This window comes from Vibrio sp. ED002, from assembly GCF_023277445.1.
Lineage (GTDB): Bacteria > Pseudomonadota > Gammaproteobacteria > Enterobacterales > Vibrionaceae > Vibrio > Vibrio jasicida.
Genome location: NZ_CP080238.1, coordinates 3520286 through 3537841 on the forward strand (window position 1 = coordinate 3520286; position 17556 = coordinate 3537841).

A 17556-nucleotide genomic window follows, 5' to 3' on the forward strand; every position below is an offset into this window, starting at 1 on the left:
ACCAAAAGGCAAAAAAAACCTCGCCGAGGCGAGGTTTTGTTATCTTGCAAGAAGCGCGGTTATTAGTTAACTGCTTTCTCTTTTGCTTGGTCAGCTTGATCTGCCTGAATCGCAGTTAGAGCAACTGTGTATACGATATCGTCTACTAGTGCACCGCGAGATAGATCGTTTACAGGCTTACGCATACCTTGCAGCATTGGACCGATAGAAACTAGGTCTGCTGAACGTTGTACCGCTTTGTAAGTCGTGTTACCAGTGTTTAGGTCTGGGAATACGAATACTGTCGCTTTACCTGCAACTGGAGAGTTTGGTGCTTTAGAAGCAGCAACGTTTTCCATGATAGCTGCGTCGTACTGTAGAGGACCGTCGATTACTAGATCTGGACGTTTCTCTTGAGCAAGTTTTGTTGCTTCACGAACTTTATCTACGTCTGCACCCTTACCAGATTCACCAGTAGAGTAAGAGATCATAGCAACGCGAGGGTCGATACCGAATGCCGCTGCAGAATCAGCAGATTGGATAGCGATTTCAGCAAGCTGTTCCGCTGTAGGATCTGGGTTGATCGCACAGTCACCGTAAACCAGTACTTGGTCAGGTAGCAGCATGAAGAATACAGAAGATACGATAGACGCATCAGGTGCAGTCTTGATGATTTGGAACGGAGGTACGATAGTATTCGCTGTGGTGTGAACCGCACCAGAAACTAGACCGTCAACTTCGTCGTTCTCAAGCATCATAGTGCCTAGGAATACTGAATCTTGTAGCTTCTCACGAGCAACAACTTCAGTCATGCCTTTCGCGCCACGTAGCTCAACTAGACGAGCAACGTAGTTTTCACGAACTTCATCAGAGTTGATGATCGTTACGCCAGCACCTAGTGTTACACCTTGCTGCTCAGCAACGCGACGGATTTCGTCTGGGTTACCTAGAAGCACACATTCTGCAATGCCGCGCTCAGCACAGATCGCTGCAGCTTTCACTGTACGTGGCTCGTCGCCTTCAGGAAGAACGATACGCTTGCCTGCTTTACGAGCGAATTCAGTTAGCTGGTAACGGAATGCTGGTGGGCTTAGACGACGAGACTTCTGAGTGCCCTCAGTCATAGACTCGATCCAGTTACCGTCGATGTGACCCGCAACGTGTTCGTTGATGAACTCGATACGCTCTTTATCGTCAGCAGGAACTTCGATGCTGAAGCTCTGTAGGTTTAGAGAAGTCTGCCAAGTGTTACCTTGTGCTTTGAAGATCGGCAGACCTGTTTCGAATGCTGGCTTACATAGACCAGAAATCTCTTCAGGGATGTCGTAACCGCCAGTCAACAGAATAGCACCGATATCAACGCCGTTCATTGCCGCAAGCGCTGCTGCAACGATAACGTCTGGACGATCTGCTGAAGTAACAAGTAGAGAACCTGGTTTGAAGTGCTCAATCATGTTTGGCAGAGAACGTGCACAGAAAGTGATGCTCTTAATACGACGAGTCGCAATGTCACCTTCGTTGATGATGTCAGCATTTAGGTGCTGAGCCATATCAATAGCACGAGTAGCGATCAGATCGATGCTCCATGGCACACAACCTAGTACACGAATTGGAGAAGTGTTGAAGATTTCCATCACTTTCATTTCGTTTTGCTTCGCGCTGTCTGCATCGTCAAAGATTTCAGATAGGTCAGGGCGAGTACGGCCAGCTTCGTCAACAGGTGCGTTTAGCTTGTTGATGATAACGCCAGAGATATTCTTGTTCTTAGTACCACCGAAGTTAGAACATGCTACTTCGATGCGCTCTTTAAGTTGAGCTGGGTTATCGGTACCTGGAGTTGCAACAAGAACGATTTCCGCACCTAGAGTTGCTGCGATTTCCGCGTTCACTTGGTTAGCGAATGGGTGCTTACGAGTTGGTACTAGACCTTCGATAAGCGTCACGTCTGCGTCTTTGTTGATTTGGTTGTAACGTTCAACAACCGTTTCTAGCAGCTCGTCCATGTTGTCGTTACCGATTAGGCTTTCTGCAACAGACATCGCTAGAGGTTGACCGATCTTCATATCGCTGTTGTAACCAACGATTGTTGAAGTTAGATCAGGTTGATCGCCGCCAGAACGTGGCTGTGAAATTGGTTTGTAGAAAGAAACCTTAACGCCTTTGCGCTCCATAGCGCGAAGAACACCCATGCTTACGCTAGTTAGACCAACACCAGCACTTGCAGGGATAAGCATAATAGTACGAGACATTCGTAGAGTACCTTTAGCTATTGGGGGATAAAAGCTCAACTCTTATTCCATGAGGTTCAGAGAATAGGAGTTGAGCCCCTAAGAAATTCGTTTGGAAGAAAAACTGGCTAGCCGAGGGCTAGCCAGTTCATTCTATTAAAGACCTGCTAGGCGTGCAGTGTCTTCAGCAATTACTAGCTCTTCGTTAGTAGAGATAACCATTGCTGGGATACGGCTGTTTGCTGTAGTGATAGTACCTTCGCCGCCGAAACGCGCTTTAAGGTTAGCTTCACCATCAACTTCGATACCGAAGATACCTAGACGGTTTAGAACCATTTCACGGATAGGGCCAGAGTTCTCGCCGATACCACCAGTGAAAGTGATTGCGTCTAGACGACCTTCCATAGAAGCCGTGTAACCCGCTACGTATTTAGCTAGACGGTGACAGAACACGTCCATTGCACGAGTTGCTTCTTCTTTCTCACCGTAGTTGTCTTCAACGAAACGACAGTCAGAAGTCACTTCAGTTAGACCTTGTAGGCCAGACTCTTTAGTTAGCATGTTGTTGATTTCTTCAACAGAGTAACCTAGAGCGTCGTGTAGGTGGAATACGATAGCTGGGTCGATGTCACCACAACGAGTACCCATTACTAGACCTTCAAGAGGAGTAAGACCCATAGAAGTATCTACAGATTGACCGTTCTTTATCGCACAAACAGATGCACCGTTACCTAGGTGACAGTTGATGATGTTAACTTCTTCAACTGGCTTGTTTAGTAGACCTGCAACTTCACGAGTGATGAATAGGTGTGAAGTACCGTGCATGCCGTAACGACGGATACCGTGTTCTTTGTATAGTTTGTAAGGAAGAGCGTATAGGAAAGACTCTTCAGGCATAGTTTGGTGGAACGCAGTGTCAAATACAGCAACGTTTTGAAGCTCTGGGAAGTTGTGCTTAGCAGCTTCGATACCGATGATGTGCGCTGGGTTGTGAAGCGGTGCGAAAGTCGCAGCGTCTTGAATACCCTTAAGTACTTCGTCAGTGATCAGTGCAGATTGAGTGAACTGTTCGCCACCGTGAACGATACGGTGACCGATAGCGCCTAGGTTAGCTTTAAGCTCTGGCTTAGAAGCAAGAATAGTTTCAACCATGAACGCTAGCGCTTCTTCGTGTGCTGCACCGTTGCCTAGTTGAGCTTCGTGTTTACCATCAAGTTTCCACTTGATACGTGCTTCAGGAAGGTGAAGACATTCAGCAAGACCTGATAGGTGCTCTGCACCTGTTTCTGCATCAACAACAGCAAATTTAAGAGAAGAACTACCGCAGTTTAAAACTAAAACTAGCTTAGACATGTGTGACTACCTGTTATTCGTCTGATCAAAATCAGTTAAAGGATGAAAAATTAATCACAAGAATAGACGATACCATCGAGGGTGCGTACTAATCTTGGTCAAAAATCGTTCTAATTCCGTATAAAAGAATAGTGATGAACCCATCCATCACTATGATGCGATCCGTGCAGATAGGAATCTCAAGTTGCTTAAATTGTAAATAACGGCAACAATGAGATTGAGGGTCTGCAAAGGATAGCGATAATAGGCAATGATAACAAAAAAATTTTGAAAGAATATTAACTTTCATCAATTTTTTGCGCCTTCAGTTGAAATGTTCAACTATTTTTTAGTGAGAGAGTGGTATGAGTAATAAAGTCGGATTGTTCCATAGCCTGAAAGATGGCCAAAACTACATGGAGATCTGGCCGGTTCGTAAAGAGCTGACCGCCATTTTTCCCGAACAACGCATTATCAAAGCAACGCGTTTCGGCATTAAAGTGATGCCGGCAGTAGCGGCGATCAGTGTTCTCACTCAAATGGCTTTTAACAATTACAATGCGTTACCGCAAGCCATTGTCGTCGCATTATTTGCCATCAGCATGCCTTTACAAGGGATGTGGTGGTTAGGCAGTCGTTCTAATACCAAATTGCCTCCAGCACTTGCGTCTTGGTACCGAGAACTGCATCAAAAGATCACTGAGACTGGCTTTGCACTTGAGCCAGCAAAAGCAAAACCAAGATACAAAGAATTGGCGATTATCTTGAACAGAGCTTTCCGTCAGTTAGATAAAACTGCGCTGGAGCGCTGGTTCTAATCTCGACAACAACAACCCTCAAGTCAATGTTATGAAAATGGAGTGAGCCTTTGTCACTCCATTTCTGTCTGTTCTACATTTCTCCATCCCACCGTTTTCTGTGCTGTCAAAACTATCTTTATAGCGGCGTCGCGATCACAAATGTTACTTTGTTGTTAAATCTTACTTTTATTTACCGAGAGTTAGCGTTAATAATGAAAACAAGATGCACAAAAAGTGCACAGAAAACACGACATCCCATCTTCTGAACAACCATGCTGGCATCATAATTTTTACGAACGCTCGTGGTACAAGGATGAAGAGACATCAAGGAGTAATGATGAGAACGAAACGTTTACTAGCCACCGCCATTTTAGCTGCTACGGCGACTTTTTCTTCCGCCAGCGTGTTTGCCAACACCGCAACCGTAGCGGTGTCCCAAATCGTTGAGCATCCAGCGTTAGATGCTACCCGACAAGGCTTATTAGACGGTCTAAAAGCCAAAGGTTACGAAGAGGGCAAAAACCTCGAGTTTGATTATAAAACTGCCCAAGGTAACCCCGCGATTGCCGTACAGATCGCTCGCCAATACGTCGGTGAGAATCCAGACGTTTTAGTGGGTATTGCAACGCCCTCTGCTCAAGCTCTGGTTTCAGCGACACGTTCAATTCCTGTGGTATTTACTGCGGTAACGGATCCGGTGGGCGCAAAGCTTGTGAAATCCATGCATCAGCCGGGGAAAAACGTCACTGGCCTTTCTGACTTATCACCTGTGGCACAGCATGTTGCTTTGATTCAAGAAATACTCCCAGCCGCTAAAACCATTGGTGTGGTTTACAATCCAGGAGAAGCAAACGCGGTGACGCTGGTACAACTGCTAAAAGAAAGTGCAGCAGCAAATGGATTAGAAGTCGTGGAAGCGACAGCATTGAAGAGTGCGGATGTTCAATCGGCGACGCAAGCCATTGCCGCTAAGTCGGATGTGCTTTATGCGCCAACAGACAACACAGTCGCAAGTGCGATAGAAGGGATGATTGTTGCGGCAAATCAGGCGAAGAAGCCAGTGTTTGGTGGTGCAACGTCTTACGTTGAAAAAGGTGCCATTGCCAGCCTCGGGTTTGACTACTATCAGGTCGGTGTGCAAACCGCGGATTATGTTGCTGCGATATTAGAAGGTAAAGAACCGGGTGAGTTAGATGTCAAAGTTGCGACAGGCTCTGACTTAGTGGTGAATGAAGGTGCTGCGACCAAACTCGGTATACAGTTACCTAGCGCTGTAGTGAAACGTGCAACTAGCATGCAATAAGAGTCCTTATCAGGTCGGTAAAATGCTGACCTGATTTATGCAGAGGGAGCAGTTATGTCTGCATTTGCTTTTTTTGGTGCGCTTGAGATCGGCTTGATTTATGGCTTGGTTGCATTAGGCGTTTACCTAACTTTTCGTGTTCTCGACTTTCCCGACTTAAGTGTTGATGGCAGCTTTCCAATGGGTGCTGCCGTGGCTGCAACTGCGATTGTAGCGGGCATCAATCCTTGGATTGCCACCGGAATGGCTGTTATTGCTGGTGGGATGACAGGGTGGGTAACGGCTTTTCTAGCGGTTCGATGTGGCATTCTTCACCTATTAGCTTCCATCCTTACCATGATTGCGGCGTTCTCTATCAATATTCGCATCATGGGCAAGCCCAATATGGCCCTTCTAGGTGAAGACACCATTCTTACCCCGTTTGAAGCCATAGGGGACTCTATGTACATCCGGCCGTTAGTTGTCGGTGTACTGGTCTTGTTCTCTGCTTGGTTTGTGGTGCGTTTACTGAACAGTGATTTTGGCCTTGGTTTAAGGGCTACAGGCGTCAATGCGCGTATGGTTGCAGCGCAAGGAGCCAGTACAGGGTTTTACACCTACTTTGGCTTGGCGCTATCTAACGGTTTTGTTGGCTTTGCTGGGGCCTTGTTTGCTCAGACCAATAGCTTTGCTGATGTGACCTCTGGTGTCGGTACGATAGTGGTTGGTCTTGCGGCAGTGATTCTTGGCCAGACACTCATTCCAGGTCGCAAAATATGGGTGGCGGTATGTGCGGTCATTATTGGCTCGGTTTTATACCGACTTGCTGTCGCGTTTGCTCTGAGCTCTGGCATGTTTGGCTTACAGGCTTCCGACCTGAATCTCGTTACGGCGGTGCTTGTAGCTGTAGCTCTAATTGCACCAAAGCTAAAACAAAAAATGAAAGCCAAACAACGCGTTAATGACGCCAAACAAACGGCATCTAAAAATGGTTCAGGGGAGGCGCTATGATTGAGTTAAGTAATATTCAGGTAACCTTTAACCCCGGAACGATTTTGGAAAACCGAGCGTTAAAAGGCGTATCTCTGGATGTGCCTGAGCACCAGTTCCTCACTGTGATTGGGTCTAACGGTGCGGGAAAGTCGACTCTGCTTGGTGCGGTGACTGGTGAAACACCGATGATTGGTGGGCAAGTCATTATCAACGGGCAAGACGTAACACGAAAGAGTGTGGACCAACGTGCTACGCAGTGTGCGAGAGTTTTCCAGGATCCTTTAGCAGGGACTTGTGGGGACTTATCCATCGAGGAGAATATGGCTCTAGCGTACATGCGCGGTAAGCGTCGTGGTTGGGGAATGGCGATTTCTTCCAAACGACGTAAACTTTTCCAGGAGAGAATCAGTATTCTTGGCTTGGGTTTAGAGGACCGGCTAGGAGACAGTATTGGTCTGTTGTCAGGCGGCCAACGTCAAGCCGTGAGTTTGGTCATGGCAACACTATCAGACAGTAAGCTGTTGTTGTTAGATGAGCATACTGCTGCGTTAGATCCGCGCATGGCGGCTTTTGTTATCGATCTAACCAAGCGTATCGTCAGCGAGTTCAACCTCACAGTGATGATGGTGACGCACTCAATGAAAGACGCGCTGGCTTGTGGTGACAGAACGGTCATGCTGCACCAAGGTGAGATTGTTCTTGATGTCGCAGGTGAGCAACGTGCCAATATGCAAGTTCCGGATCTCCTAGAGATGTTCTCAAAGGTGCGAGGAGAGGAGTTAGCGGACGACAGTTTATTGTTGAACTAATCTAAGCAAACACAGAACTACGCCTACCAAACGTGATCCTCCTTGAGAAATAACCTAAATGGTCGTTTTAAAAGGAGGATTTTTCGGTAAATACTCTTAATTAAAATAGTGGAATATTCCAATACTAAGAGCACTTGCCATGACCCTTCCATTTATCTTCCATAGCCAAACTGATGATGGCCTCACTTTTGATGGCGATTTGCTAACCGTCATCCTGAAAACCGAGAACACTGATTTTGATAGCGTGCACGTTCGTTGTGAACCGGATAATGAAGAATACCTGATTAGCATGTCACGCAGCGGAGAAGCTGGTGAGCTTACTCTCTGGAAAGCTCAGTTTGCGTCAAATAAAGACCGTGATGTGACTCACTACGTCTTCAAACTGCTCAAAGGCAAGCAGCAGTTTTGGCTCGATGGCAGAGGTGTACATAAACATATGCCGCCCAAAGAGTTTCACTTCAAACTCAACACTCAATCTCAACCGCCAAGTTGGGTACAAGAGCAGGTCTTTTACCAAATTTTCCCGGACCGTTTTGCCTCAAGTCGTTCTGAGCAAGTCACCCAAGATGATTATGCTGCCTATGACCCAGACGCACTCGTTAAGTCATGGGGAGACCCTGTTGGTTCTCATAAAAATACGGGTGCGCGCGAGTTCTTTGGTGGCGACTTAAAAGGCGTAGAGAAAAAACTGGATTACTTGGCCGAACTTGGTGTAACAGCACTTTACTTCAACCCAGTTTTCACAGCGCCAAGCAACCATAAATACGACACCACAGACTACTTCAAGATTGATCCAATGTTTGGCTCGAATGAGCAGTTTGCGCAGTTGTGTGAGCAAATTCGTGGTAAGCAGATGAAGATTGTTTTGGATGCGGTGTTTAACCACACATCAGTTCATCACCCTTGGTTTGATCTTAAACAAGAAGGCCAAGGGGCTTATGGGAATCCAAATTCTGACTTTCGTGATTACTACTTCTTCGAGGGACAAACCAACAATTACATTGGATGGAAAGGTATTGGCAATCTACCGGTTCTGAACTTTGAGAATGAACAAGTTCGTGACCATATCTACCAAGGTGAAGAGTCGGTCATCAAATATTGGCTTAAACCGCCTTATGCTGTCGACGGTTGGCGCTTCGATGTGATTCATATGTTAGGTGAGGGCGATGGCGCAAAGAACAACGCACACTATGTGGAAGCTTTTCGCAAGGCCACAAAAGAGGTCAATCCCGATGCCTATGTGTTAGGGGAGCATTTCTTTGAAGCGACACAATGGCTTCAGGGGGGACAAGAAGATGGCGCGATGAATTATTACGGCTTTGCTCATCCAGTTCGCGCTTTGATTGCCAAACAAGACATCATGTATGACCCAATTGATATTGATGTCATGGAGTTTAAAGAGTGGATAGATGAAGCTCGGGCTAAAATCCCATTTGCAAACCAACTCTCTCAACTTAATCAGTTAGATAGCCATGATACTGCCCGTTTTCTGACGCTTTTGAATGGCGATGAAGAAAAAATGCGAGTGGCATTGTTATTGTTAATGACTTATGTCGGTACTCCATGCCTTTACTATGGTAGCGAAGTGGGGTTAGAAGGGAGTTTAGATCCGGACAATAGACGTTGCTTCCCTTGGGAGGAATTAAATGGTTCTCAGTGGTTTCCTTTCTATCAGGTATTGATTGGAATTCGTAATAAATACAGCTCATTACAGTCAGGGAGTATACAATGGTTGCACTGTGATGAAAGCACAATGGTGTATGCCAGACAGTGGAAAGAAGAAACAATAGTTGTGGCATTTAACTTAAGCGAATACGACAAAATTGTTAATTTACCTTTATGGCAACTTGGCTTAAATGCAAAGCACTTGCATCAATTATTAGACAATGGTGAAGTTATCGATGCGCAACGTCATTTTTCTGTCAATATCCCAGCAATGAACTGCAAATTATGGCAGTTGGAGTGACACGTTAGCTCAGATTTATTAAAATTTATGAATACATAAATGAAAAACTATAAATAGCCCTTTGGTAACTTACGCTGTCGAAGGGCAAATAATAACTGAAACAATGGTGTTTAATGGGTAATAAAAGGCGATTTAGCCTCAAGTTTGTCATCTTCTTCCCGCTATTTTTGTTTATCGCAGTCATGATCGTGACTGCGAAGAACTATTACGATGCAATGAATCGCTACATTACGTTGGAATATGCGCAGATTGATCGCGCGCTTAACCGAGCGATTAAAGTACTTACCGCTTTAGACTACAGCTTTGTTAATTACTCAAATCCAGCCCATCCTTTGTTTCAAGAACACAATCACATGATAAGAAATGGCATGTGTTACGTATGGCCCATCGATGTATTGCTCTTAGAAAATAAACATTCGGGAGGTTTACCTGCGGTCGAACTGGATTACATGATTGTTGGTCAAAAAGAATTGTGTGAGCAAGGTTCTGATCTGTTTAATTTGGCAGAAAAGAAAGCGGGTTTTGCGCCGTCTTTGTCGTTCCTGCATGATATTGAATCGCACATTATAGGTATCCACTATATCGACCAGCGTGGCTACGTTATCTCATCACCAGACACCTATGCAGAGAACTTTTCCCAAGAGCTATGGAATACGCTAAAAGCGCGACCATTTTGGCAAAAGACAGCTCAAGAAACCGTAAAAGTCACCATGTCTGGCCCTGCGCCGATGCTGGCACGTCGTGATGGTCAAGTTATCAGCTTAACAGTGCCGATTTATGAGAAGGCTGTTCATCAAGGGGTTCTATCCATTGATTTTGATGTCGATGCACTACTCAAGACCAATGAGAATCTCGCGGGTAAGCTGCATATTATTTCTAACGTTACGCCGATACCTCAAAACGCAATGCGAATTCAACCTGTGGAGCACGACCGTTTAAGTGCTAACCACAGTATTTTTTATGAATACAAGCTTTGGGATGAATTTAAAAACCTGATTGCGTTTGAGAAATACAGTGTGGCTGTGGCTTTCTTTATTTACGTTTTGAGTACAGTGGCGTTGTTCCTAGTGAATACACAAACAGAGCGCCGTTACTTCAAGGAATTGGCCGCTAAAGACCCCATGACAGGACTATTAAACCGCCGCGGTATTCAAGCGGTGTGGCGAAACAAAATGACCAAAAAGCACGTTGCTTTAGCAGTGTTTGATATTGATGATTTTAAGGCGATTAACGATACTTATGGTCATGATGTAGGTGATGATGCGATTCGCTTAGTCGCCAAATGTATTCGAGATAACATTCGACATTCCGATGTTGCGTCACGCTTTGGTGGAGAAGAGTTTGTCTTGGCTATCTATGATGAAGACTTTGACAGCATGCTAAGAATTTTAGAGCGTGTAAGAAAAGCGATTGCCAAACACTCCATTAAAATCGTCGACGGAGGCTTTACGGTTTCGGGTGGGGTTGAATTTAAGTCTGCGGCTCAATTGGAAGGTTTTGATGAGCTGTTTAAGCTTGCTGATGAAAAGCTTTATGAAGCGAAAAGTACAGGTAAGAACAAAATCTGTTATTAAGCGACTTAAGCAATTTGTTGTTGGAAATTAGACATAAAAAAGGGCGAATTCATCGCCCTTTTTTATGTCGGTAGGTTAAGCGACGCGCGCGTGCAATTCATCTCGATAACGTTGAATGTACTCGACAATAGGGGCAGCTTTGTTAAACGTACGGATTTCTCGGAACAGTTCTTTCGCTTCTGGATACGCTTGTCGCAGATAAGAGAACCATTGTTTTACGCGATTCGGGTAGTACAAGCCTTTGTCGCCCTTCATTTCAAACTGTGAGTAGTAAATCAATAGATCAACCACTTCTGACCAAGGCATAGGCTGGTGGTTGTGTTTAACCATGTTTCCAAGGTTAGGAATGTTGAATGCACCTCGGCATACCATCAAAGAATCAACGCCTGTGGTCGCAATGCAACGTTGGCCATCTTCATAATTCCAGATTTCGCCGTTAGCGATTAATGGGATATCGAAACGCTCACGAATCTTCGTAATGTATTCCCATTTAATTTCAGAAGCTTTGTATCCGCCTTCTTTGGTACGAGCATGAACCGTGAGCTCATTCGCTCCAGCTGTTTGAATTGCGTCTACAATCTCAAAACAGTCTTCAGGGTTCTCCCAGCCAAGGCGAATCTTTGCGGTCACTGGAATATCATTAGGCACGGCATCGCGACATGCTTTAACCACATTATGGATGAGTTCAGGGTGCTGTAACAAGGCTGCACCACCTTTACTCTTGTTCACCAACTTTGCTGGGCAGCCAAAGTTCAAATCAATACCGCGCGCGCCAAGCTCCGCTGCTTTTATCGCGTTTTCAGCCATCCAGTTTGGTTCTTGTCCGAGTAGTTGGACATGGACAGGTACACCAGATGCAGTTTGAGAGCCTTGCAGAAGTTCAGGGCATAAGCGATGGAAAACATGATCTGGAAGAAGCTGATCGATCACACGAACAAACTCTGTCACACAAAGATCATAGTCGTTTATTTCAGTCAGGATTTGACGCATCAAATGGTCCAAAACCCCTTCCATCGGGCCTAATACAACTCGCATAGTTTGCCTAATACAGTTTGGTGAGAAAAAGGAGGGCGATTGTAGCGATGTGAGTGAAGTTTGTCATTAAAAGAGTCATCCGCTTGGAGTGACATCAACTAGCATTCTATATACCCAAGCATCTCGAGGTTACTTGGGTATAAGCTCTGAGGTATAATGCCGCCAAATTCATGGGAAACCAGATGTCATGCAATATACATTGATAGAAAAAGGTGAAGTCCAGCTAGATGAGTCTTCACTTTTTATTGAAGGCGCGGTACTTGCAGCCAACTTAACGACGAAACCTTTAGCTCCAGAAACTTGGCTAGAGCCGCTATTAGGTGAGGGTTTTAAAGCGATTCAACCAGTAGTAGAAGAACAGATTCACAAGCAGCACAACTATATCCTGCGTAATGAATACTCGATTCTGGAGTTAACTGATAGCAATACAGAGCAGCTAGCAGACTTTGCAGAAGGCTTTATGTCTGTATGGGCAACCATTGAGGAACAATGGCATGACGTTGCGCTTAATGATGGCTTAGAGCGCATGCTGCAAGCATTATTGACGACAATGATGTTGGCGATTGATGAAGAGCAAACACAGCAACAAATGCGTGATGCTGGCATCGTAACACCGCCTGCGCTTTCTGATTTTGTGGACCAGCTTGACTTGATGATCAATGAAGTCGCATTAGGCGCTGATGAGCTGATGGTCGGTAAAAAGTCGAAGAGCTTAAATCCATTCAAAGGTGTAGGCCGTAATGATGCATGCCCATGTGAGAGTGGTAAGAAATTTAAGCAGTGCTGTGGGAAGTAGATTTCACTCGCTGACTTGACGTGAAAAAGCCGACCTGAGGTCGGCTTTTTCATAACTATCGCTTGGTTATTGAACCGTGTTATTGGATCGGGTTCTTTCTTTTTGGGCTTACAAATTGAGCAATAAGAACAAAAGCAAAAGCGATCAAGTTGCCGGCAAAAATAACCACGAGCCATTGTGGCATCGATAATCCAAAGAATTGCCATACGATTTTTGCACAATCACCATACGCTTCAAACATCCATGGTGCCCATTGATTTAATGGCGCCCAGCTTGGGAACGTAACAAAGAGATCGCATGTAGCAAACGGCGATGGATTAAATTGGTAATCGACATGCTGCATTGCCAGCATTAAACCCTTATATGCACTTGCTCCCCAAGCTGCAAGCGCAATCCAACGCGTGATTGGGTTGTTTGGTGCAATAAGGCCGAGCATTGCAGCTGCCCCAATACCTAGCATGGCTACGCGTTCATAAATACACATAACACAAGGGGCTAGCATCATAATGTGCTGGAAAAATAGGGCACAGGCTTCAAAGAAGACAATAGCAAGAAGAAGTAGAAGCCAAGATAAGCGTCCCTTCGAAAACTGGTTTAGTGATGCGAAAATAGTCACGGGTTTCAATCCTGTCTGAAATATAAAAAAGCTCTGATTACTCAGAGCTTTTTAACGTGGATAAGTTTCCTAATCAACTCATATTTTTAGTGTCCACCTGACACAACGGGTGCTAGATCACCACTACTAGGCACAATCCAACCAGCATCGTAGAAGAATGCGGTTGCAGGTTCTAGGAAGAACATGATGCCCATCAAACCTACAAGAGCAAGTACGATAGTGTATGGCAATGCCATGACAACCATGCGGCCGTATGATAGACGAATCAATGGTGCCAGTGCAGATGTTAGCAAGAATAGGAAGGCTGCTTGACCATTTGGAGTCGCAACAGAAGGTAGGTTAGTACCTGTGTTGATTGCTACTGCAAGTAGGTCGAATTGTTCACGTGTGATTTGACCGTCGATCAATGCCGCTTTCACTTCATTGATGTAGACTGTCCCTACGAATACGTTATCCGATACCATCGACAATAGACCGTTTGCGACATAGAACAACGCAAGTTGCGTACCTTTGTCTTCAACGGCGAGAACCGCGTCGATAACAGGTTTAAACAACTCTTGGTCAATGATAACGGCTACAATCGCGAAGAATACCGCTAGTAGTGCCGTGAATGGCAGAGCCTCTTCAAAAGCTTTACCCATTGAGTGTTCTTCAATCACACCCGTGAACGAAGTCGCGAGGATAATTACCGAAAGGCCAATCAGACCAACTGCTGCCAAGTGTAGTGCAAGTGCTGCAATTAACCACACGGCAATAAGACCTTGAATCCAAAGTTTAGCGACGTCTTGATTTGTACGTGTTTTGCGTTCTTCTCGGTCGAAATCAACAAGGATTTGACGAACGTTATCAGGCAGTTGTGCACCGTAACCACAAATTTTCAGCTTCTCTACAACTGCACAAGTGATCAAACCGCAGAAGAAGACTGGAAGTGTTACCGGTGCCATGCGAATCAAGAACTCACCAAAGAACCAACCAGCTTGGTCAGCAATGATTAAGTTTTGTGGTTCGCCAACCATCGTCGTTACGCCACCTAGTGCGGTACCTACACCAGCATGCATAAGCAGTGAACGTAAGAAAGCACGGTAGTTTTCTAGGTCGTCACGAGTTAGCTCAGTGATGGTGTCATCTTGAGTATGATCGTGGTCGCCAATTGGGTTTCCTGAAGCCACTTTGTGGTAAATCGAGTAGAAACCAACGGCAACGCTGATAACAACTGCGATTACGGTCAGCGCATCTAAGAATGCTGACAAAAACGCGGCAGCGAAACAGAATGCGAGCGAAAGTAACGTTTTAGAACGGATACCAAGCAGGATCTTCGTAAAAATGAACAGCAGAAGCTGTTTCATGAAGTAGATACCCGCAACCATGAATACCAATAGTAGAAGTACTTCGATATTGGCAACCAGCTCATGCTTCACCTGGGCAGGGCTAGTCATACCGATAGCAACCGCTTCTATTGCGAGGAGGCCTCCGGGTTGAAGTGGGTAACACTTCAGCGCCATTGCTAATGTGAAAATAAATTCCGCTACTAGCAACCAACCTGCAACAAATGGGTCAATTAAGAAGAAAACAATCGGGTTAATAATTAGGAAGGCTATAATGGCAACTTTGTACCAATCAGGCGCTTTACCAAGGAAGTTCTTGATAAAGGCATTTCCGAGCGACATCGGCATGATAATTCTCTTTATAACAAAATTATGAATAGACACTACAATAGTGCTTAAGTATCTGTTTGTTAGACTTATTATTTAGTCTTTTAAAACAATAACTTAGAAAAACAACAATCCATTGTCTTACTGTAGTCTTGCCAAGTTACTTCCCCTGAACTTAAGCACCGCTCACTTTCGACCGCAACTCTACACCTCGGCATTTTATAGTCAATAACAAAACGTGATGCTTCCGACTAAAACTGCTTTTTATTTGTAATAACGCGATCAAAACGGCGTTACTATACCACGAAAAGCTTAAAAAAAATCACCTTGGAATTTAAAACGAAGTCAATTACGAGAAAAGATCAATTAAGAAAGAATATTAATCGTAAAACACAAATTTATTTTGCATATTTTGAGCAGAAAAATGTGACGAGGTAGGCTTTATTTTATATGACTTTATGACTGCTGTATTTTATACAGAATATGACTTTTGCGCCTTTGGTTCCAAGTGGTTGGTATTTTAAATTGAAGATATATGTAGAGTATTAACTCTATATTGAGAAATCGTTTCATTTATTGATCGTTAATTTTCGCTAATCGTTAAGTAGTGGTATGATGAGTGGTATCGACCCTTAGAAATCAATATTGGATAAAAACAGAATGGTCATTAAGGCTAAGAGCCCTGCGGGTTTCGCAGAAAAATACATAATCGAGAGCATTTGGAACGGCCGTTTTCCTCCTGGCTCAATTTTACCCGCTGAACGTGAACTATCTGAACTGATCGGGGTTACTCGAACTACACTACGTGAAGTATTGCAACGTCTTGCTCGTGATGGATGGTTGACTATCCAGCATGGTAAACCAACCAAAGTGAACCAATTCATGGAGACTTCTGGTCTGCATATCTTGGACACGCTAATGACGTTAGATGTTGATAACGCGACAAACATCGTTGAAGATTTGCTTGCGGCACGTACGAATATCAGTCCAATTTTTATGCGCTATGCATTCAAAGCAAACAAAGAGGCGTCTGAGCGTACAATCCAGAACGTAATTGAATCTTGTGAAGCACTTGTTAGCGCACCTTCTTGGGATGACTTTATTGCCGCGTCTCCATATGCAGACAAAATCCTGCAAAGTGTCAAAGAAGACAACGAAAAAGATGAAGCAAAACGCCAAGAGATTCTGATTGCTAAGACGTTCAACTTCTATGACTACATGCTGTTTCAACGCCTTGCATTCCATTCTGGCAACCAAATTTACGGCTTGATTTTTAACGGTTTGAGAAAGCTTTATGATCGTGTAGGCAGCTACTACTTCTCGAACCCAGCATCACGTGATCTGGCATTGAGATTCTACCGTCAGTTGTTTGAAACCTGTGAAACAGGTCAGCGTGATCAGCTACCGATTTTGATTCGTCATTACGGTATGGAAAGTGCACAGATCTGGAATGAGATGAAGCTGCAACTTCCAACCAACTTCACTGAAGACGACAGCTAAGCTTCAACTTAACGACGTTTTCAAGAATAAAGAAACCGCAGTCACTCGACTGCGGTTTTTTATTTTAACTACTAGGCTAAAGATAACTTTGGTAGCGGTTGATACAGGACTTCAATAATATCTGACAGAATGTGGTCGTAAGTGTTAAATATGGTCAAAGATAAATCCGAAGTAATATCATACAACTTCTCTACTTTAAGCGTGTTGATATCCCCATCAATGTATTCGTTGAGTGCCTGTATGGAACTTACTGATGTAGGAGAGGCAAGGCTCAAAGGGCTGATAACCGCAAGCTGATTAAGCCTTCTTATCATTACTGACGCATAATTGCGCATTCGTTCAGGACCGCCGCGATCTTCCATATCTTGGATACTGATCCGTAACTGAGTTAATGTTTCTAAGCTGTCGATGACAGTTTGCCAATTCATGTGATATTCGTCATTAAGTTCATCTCTTTGAGCGATAGCCAACCACGCAATGGTCACTTCATCCATCAGGAACAAACAGTGACGAATTAACCGGCCATGTTCCATCTGATTACGTGCTACAGAGTTATCCTCCCACTGCTCCATCAGTTTATCGATTTTGATTTGCAGCACGCGATACATGGGTTTGTTCTCGAAGTGTGACGTATCAAGTAATAGGTGTAACTTATTGCTCAACTCACGATGGACGTGTTCTATCTCATTTTCGTGGTTTTGATGATATTGGAGAGAGTGGTGAGTCATTGCTCGATGACGTCGTAATAGGTAGACAACATCACGCAATAAACTGAGTAGCTGGTATTTACGAGCATGTTGCTTCTCGCGCTTCGCAGCCAAGTGATAAATCCCCGCCAGAATGGCAATTGAAATGAAAGTTGAAATCAAAACAAACATAACCAACTCCTTGTTAGTGCTTTTGACCTAGCAAGTAAGTAGGAGCAGTTTTAATGCCAATAATTAAAGTCAATAAAAACAGTATTTTATGATTTTTGATTGAAATCGGGCGTACA

14 protein-coding genes are annotated in these 17556 nt (G+C 44.4%); 8 read left to right on the forward strand and 6 right to left on the reverse strand.

The window, feature by feature from the left end; translation table 11 throughout:
* Positions 1–62 precede the first annotated feature (62 nt).
* Together pta and ITG12_RS16385 are read right to left on the reverse strand one after the other, a co-directional pair.
* Positions 63–2228: a phosphate acetyltransferase gene (gene pta, locus ITG12_RS16380; RefSeq protein ID WP_038869401.1), complete on the reverse strand. Its 2166-nt coding sequence runs from the start codon at positions 2226–2228 to the stop codon at positions 63–65.
* A 135-nt stretch (positions 2229–2363) separates the two neighbouring features.
* Positions 2364–3560, reverse strand: coding sequence for an acetate kinase (locus tag ITG12_RS16385; RefSeq protein ID WP_038869402.1), 1197 nt, complete (start codon positions 3558–3560; stop codon positions 2364–2366).
* A 344-nt stretch (positions 3561–3904) separates the two neighbouring features.
* Between ITG12_RS16385 and yfbV the strand changes: the two genes are divergently transcribed.
* The 6 genes from yfbV (at position 3905) to ITG12_RS16415 (ending at position 10963) form a co-directional block, all read left to right on the forward strand.
* Positions 3905–4357 (forward strand): terminus macrodomain insulation protein YfbV, encoded by a 453-nt coding sequence (gene yfbV / locus ITG12_RS16390; protein ID WP_038869403.1) that lies wholly within the window; start codon positions 3905–3907, stop codon positions 4355–4357.
* A gap of 319 nt (positions 4358–4676) precedes the next feature.
* On the forward strand, positions 4677–5642 hold the full coding sequence (locus ITG12_RS16395) for an ABC transporter substrate-binding protein (RefSeq protein WP_038869404.1): 966 nt from the start codon (positions 4677–4679) through the stop codon (positions 5640–5642).
* A 54-nt stretch (positions 5643–5696) separates the two neighbouring features.
* Entirely contained in the window at positions 5697–6632 is a 936-nt protein-coding gene (locus ITG12_RS16400) for an ABC transporter permease (protein ID WP_038881609.1), read from the forward strand.
* Complete coding sequence (locus ITG12_RS16405) at positions 6629–7423, forward strand: ABC transporter ATP-binding protein (protein WP_038869408.1); 795 nt, start codon at positions 6629–6631, stop codon at positions 7421–7423. The genes ITG12_RS16400 and ITG12_RS16405 overlap by 4 nt, the downstream gene beginning before the upstream one ends.
* Before the next feature lie 139 nt (positions 7424–7562).
* The gene (gene malZ, locus ITG12_RS16410) at positions 7563–9389 is read left to right on the forward strand and encodes a maltodextrin glucosidase (protein ID WP_248873248.1); all 1827 of its coding nucleotides are present in this window, start codon (positions 7563–7565) and stop codon (positions 9387–9389) included.
* A gap of 113 nt (positions 9390–9502) precedes the next feature.
* Positions 9503–10963 (forward strand): GGDEF domain-containing protein, encoded by a 1461-nt coding sequence (locus ITG12_RS16415; protein ID WP_061035823.1) that lies wholly within the window; start codon positions 9503–9505, stop codon positions 10961–10963.
* 75 nt (positions 10964–11038) lie between these two features.
* On the opposite strand, the gene dusC is transcribed toward ITG12_RS16415, so the two are convergent.
* A complete protein-coding gene (gene dusC, locus ITG12_RS16420; protein WP_038869415.1) occupies positions 11039–11998 on the reverse strand; it encodes a tRNA dihydrouridine(16) synthase DusC in 960 nt (319 codons plus the stop codon).
* A 187-nt stretch (positions 11999–12185) separates the two neighbouring features.
* Here dusC and ITG12_RS16425 point away from each other — a divergent pair, with 187 nt between their 5' ends.
* Positions 12186–12794, forward strand: coding sequence for an SEC-C metal-binding domain-containing protein (locus ITG12_RS16425; protein ID WP_104048537.1), 609 nt, complete (start codon positions 12186–12188; stop codon positions 12792–12794).
* Positions 12795–12873: 79 nt separating this feature from the next.
* On the opposite strand, the gene dsbB is transcribed toward ITG12_RS16425, so the two are convergent.
* Complete coding sequence (gene dsbB, locus ITG12_RS16430; RefSeq protein ID WP_038869418.1) at positions 12874–13410, reverse strand: disulfide bond formation protein DsbB; 537 nt, start codon at positions 13408–13410, stop codon at positions 12874–12876.
* An 86-nt stretch (positions 13411–13496) separates the two neighbouring features.
* Entirely contained in the window at positions 13497–15083 is a 1587-nt protein-coding gene (gene nhaB, locus ITG12_RS16435) for a Na(+)/H(+) antiporter NhaB (RefSeq protein WP_038881618.1), read from the reverse strand.
* A 639-nt stretch (positions 15084–15722) separates the two neighbouring features.
* Between nhaB and fadR the strand changes: the two genes are divergently transcribed.
* The gene (fadR, locus tag ITG12_RS16440; RefSeq protein ID WP_038869421.1) at positions 15723–16562 is read left to right on the forward strand and encodes a fatty acid metabolism transcriptional regulator FadR; all 840 of its coding nucleotides are present in this window, start codon (positions 15723–15725) and stop codon (positions 16560–16562) included.
* 71 nt (positions 16563–16633) lie between these two features.
* On the opposite strand, the gene ITG12_RS16445 is transcribed toward fadR, so the two are convergent.
* The gene (locus tag ITG12_RS16445) at positions 16634–17440 is read right to left on the reverse strand and encodes a hypothetical protein (RefSeq protein ID WP_039977055.1); all 807 of its coding nucleotides are present in this window, start codon (positions 17438–17440) and stop codon (positions 16634–16636) included.
* Between the last annotated feature and the right edge of the window lie 116 nt (positions 17441–17556).

Bases quoted from the DNA above. Each gene is read 5' to 3' on its own strand.
- ITG12_RS16395 (WP_038869404.1), top strand. From the start codon at position 4,677: ATGAGAACGAAACGTTTACTAGCCACCGCCATTTTAGCTGCTACGGCG.
- fadR (WP_038869421.1), top strand. From the start codon at position 15,723: ATGGTCATTAAGGCTAAGAGCCCTGCGGGTTTCGCAGAAAAATACATA.
- ITG12_RS16445 (WP_039977055.1), bottom strand. From the start codon at position 17,440: ATGTTTGTTTTGATTTCAACTTTCATTTCAATTGCCATTCTGGCGGGG.
- dusC (WP_038869415.1), bottom strand. From the start codon at position 11,998: ATGCGAGTTGTATTAGGCCCGATGGAAGGGGTTTTGGACCATTTGATG.
- yfbV (WP_038869403.1), top strand. From the start codon at position 3,905: ATGAGTAATAAAGTCGGATTGTTCCATAGCCTGAAAGATGGCCAAAAC.
- ITG12_RS16425 (WP_104048537.1), top strand. From the start codon at position 12,186: ATGCAATATACATTGATAGAAAAAGGTGAAGTCCAGCTAGATGAGTCT.
- pta (WP_038869401.1), bottom strand. From the start codon at position 2,228: ATGTCTCGTACTATTATGCTTATCCCTGCAAGTGCTGGTGTTGGTCTA.
- ITG12_RS16385 (WP_038869402.1), bottom strand. From the start codon at position 3,560: ATGTCTAAGCTAGTTTTAGTTTTAAACTGCGGTAGTTCTTCTCTTAAA.
- ITG12_RS16405 (WP_038869408.1), top strand. From the start codon at position 6,629: ATGATTGAGTTAAGTAATATTCAGGTAACCTTTAACCCCGGAACGATT.
- nhaB (WP_038881618.1), bottom strand. From the start codon at position 15,083: ATGCCGATGTCGCTCGGAAATGCCTTTATCAAGAACTTCCTTGGTAAA.
- ITG12_RS16415 (WP_061035823.1), top strand. From the start codon at position 9,503: ATGGGTAATAAAAGGCGATTTAGCCTCAAGTTTGTCATCTTCTTCCCG.
- ITG12_RS16400 (WP_038881609.1), top strand. From the start codon at position 5,697: ATGTCTGCATTTGCTTTTTTTGGTGCGCTTGAGATCGGCTTGATTTAT.
- malZ (WP_248873248.1), top strand. From the start codon at position 7,563: ATGACCCTTCCATTTATCTTCCATAGCCAAACTGATGATGGCCTCACT.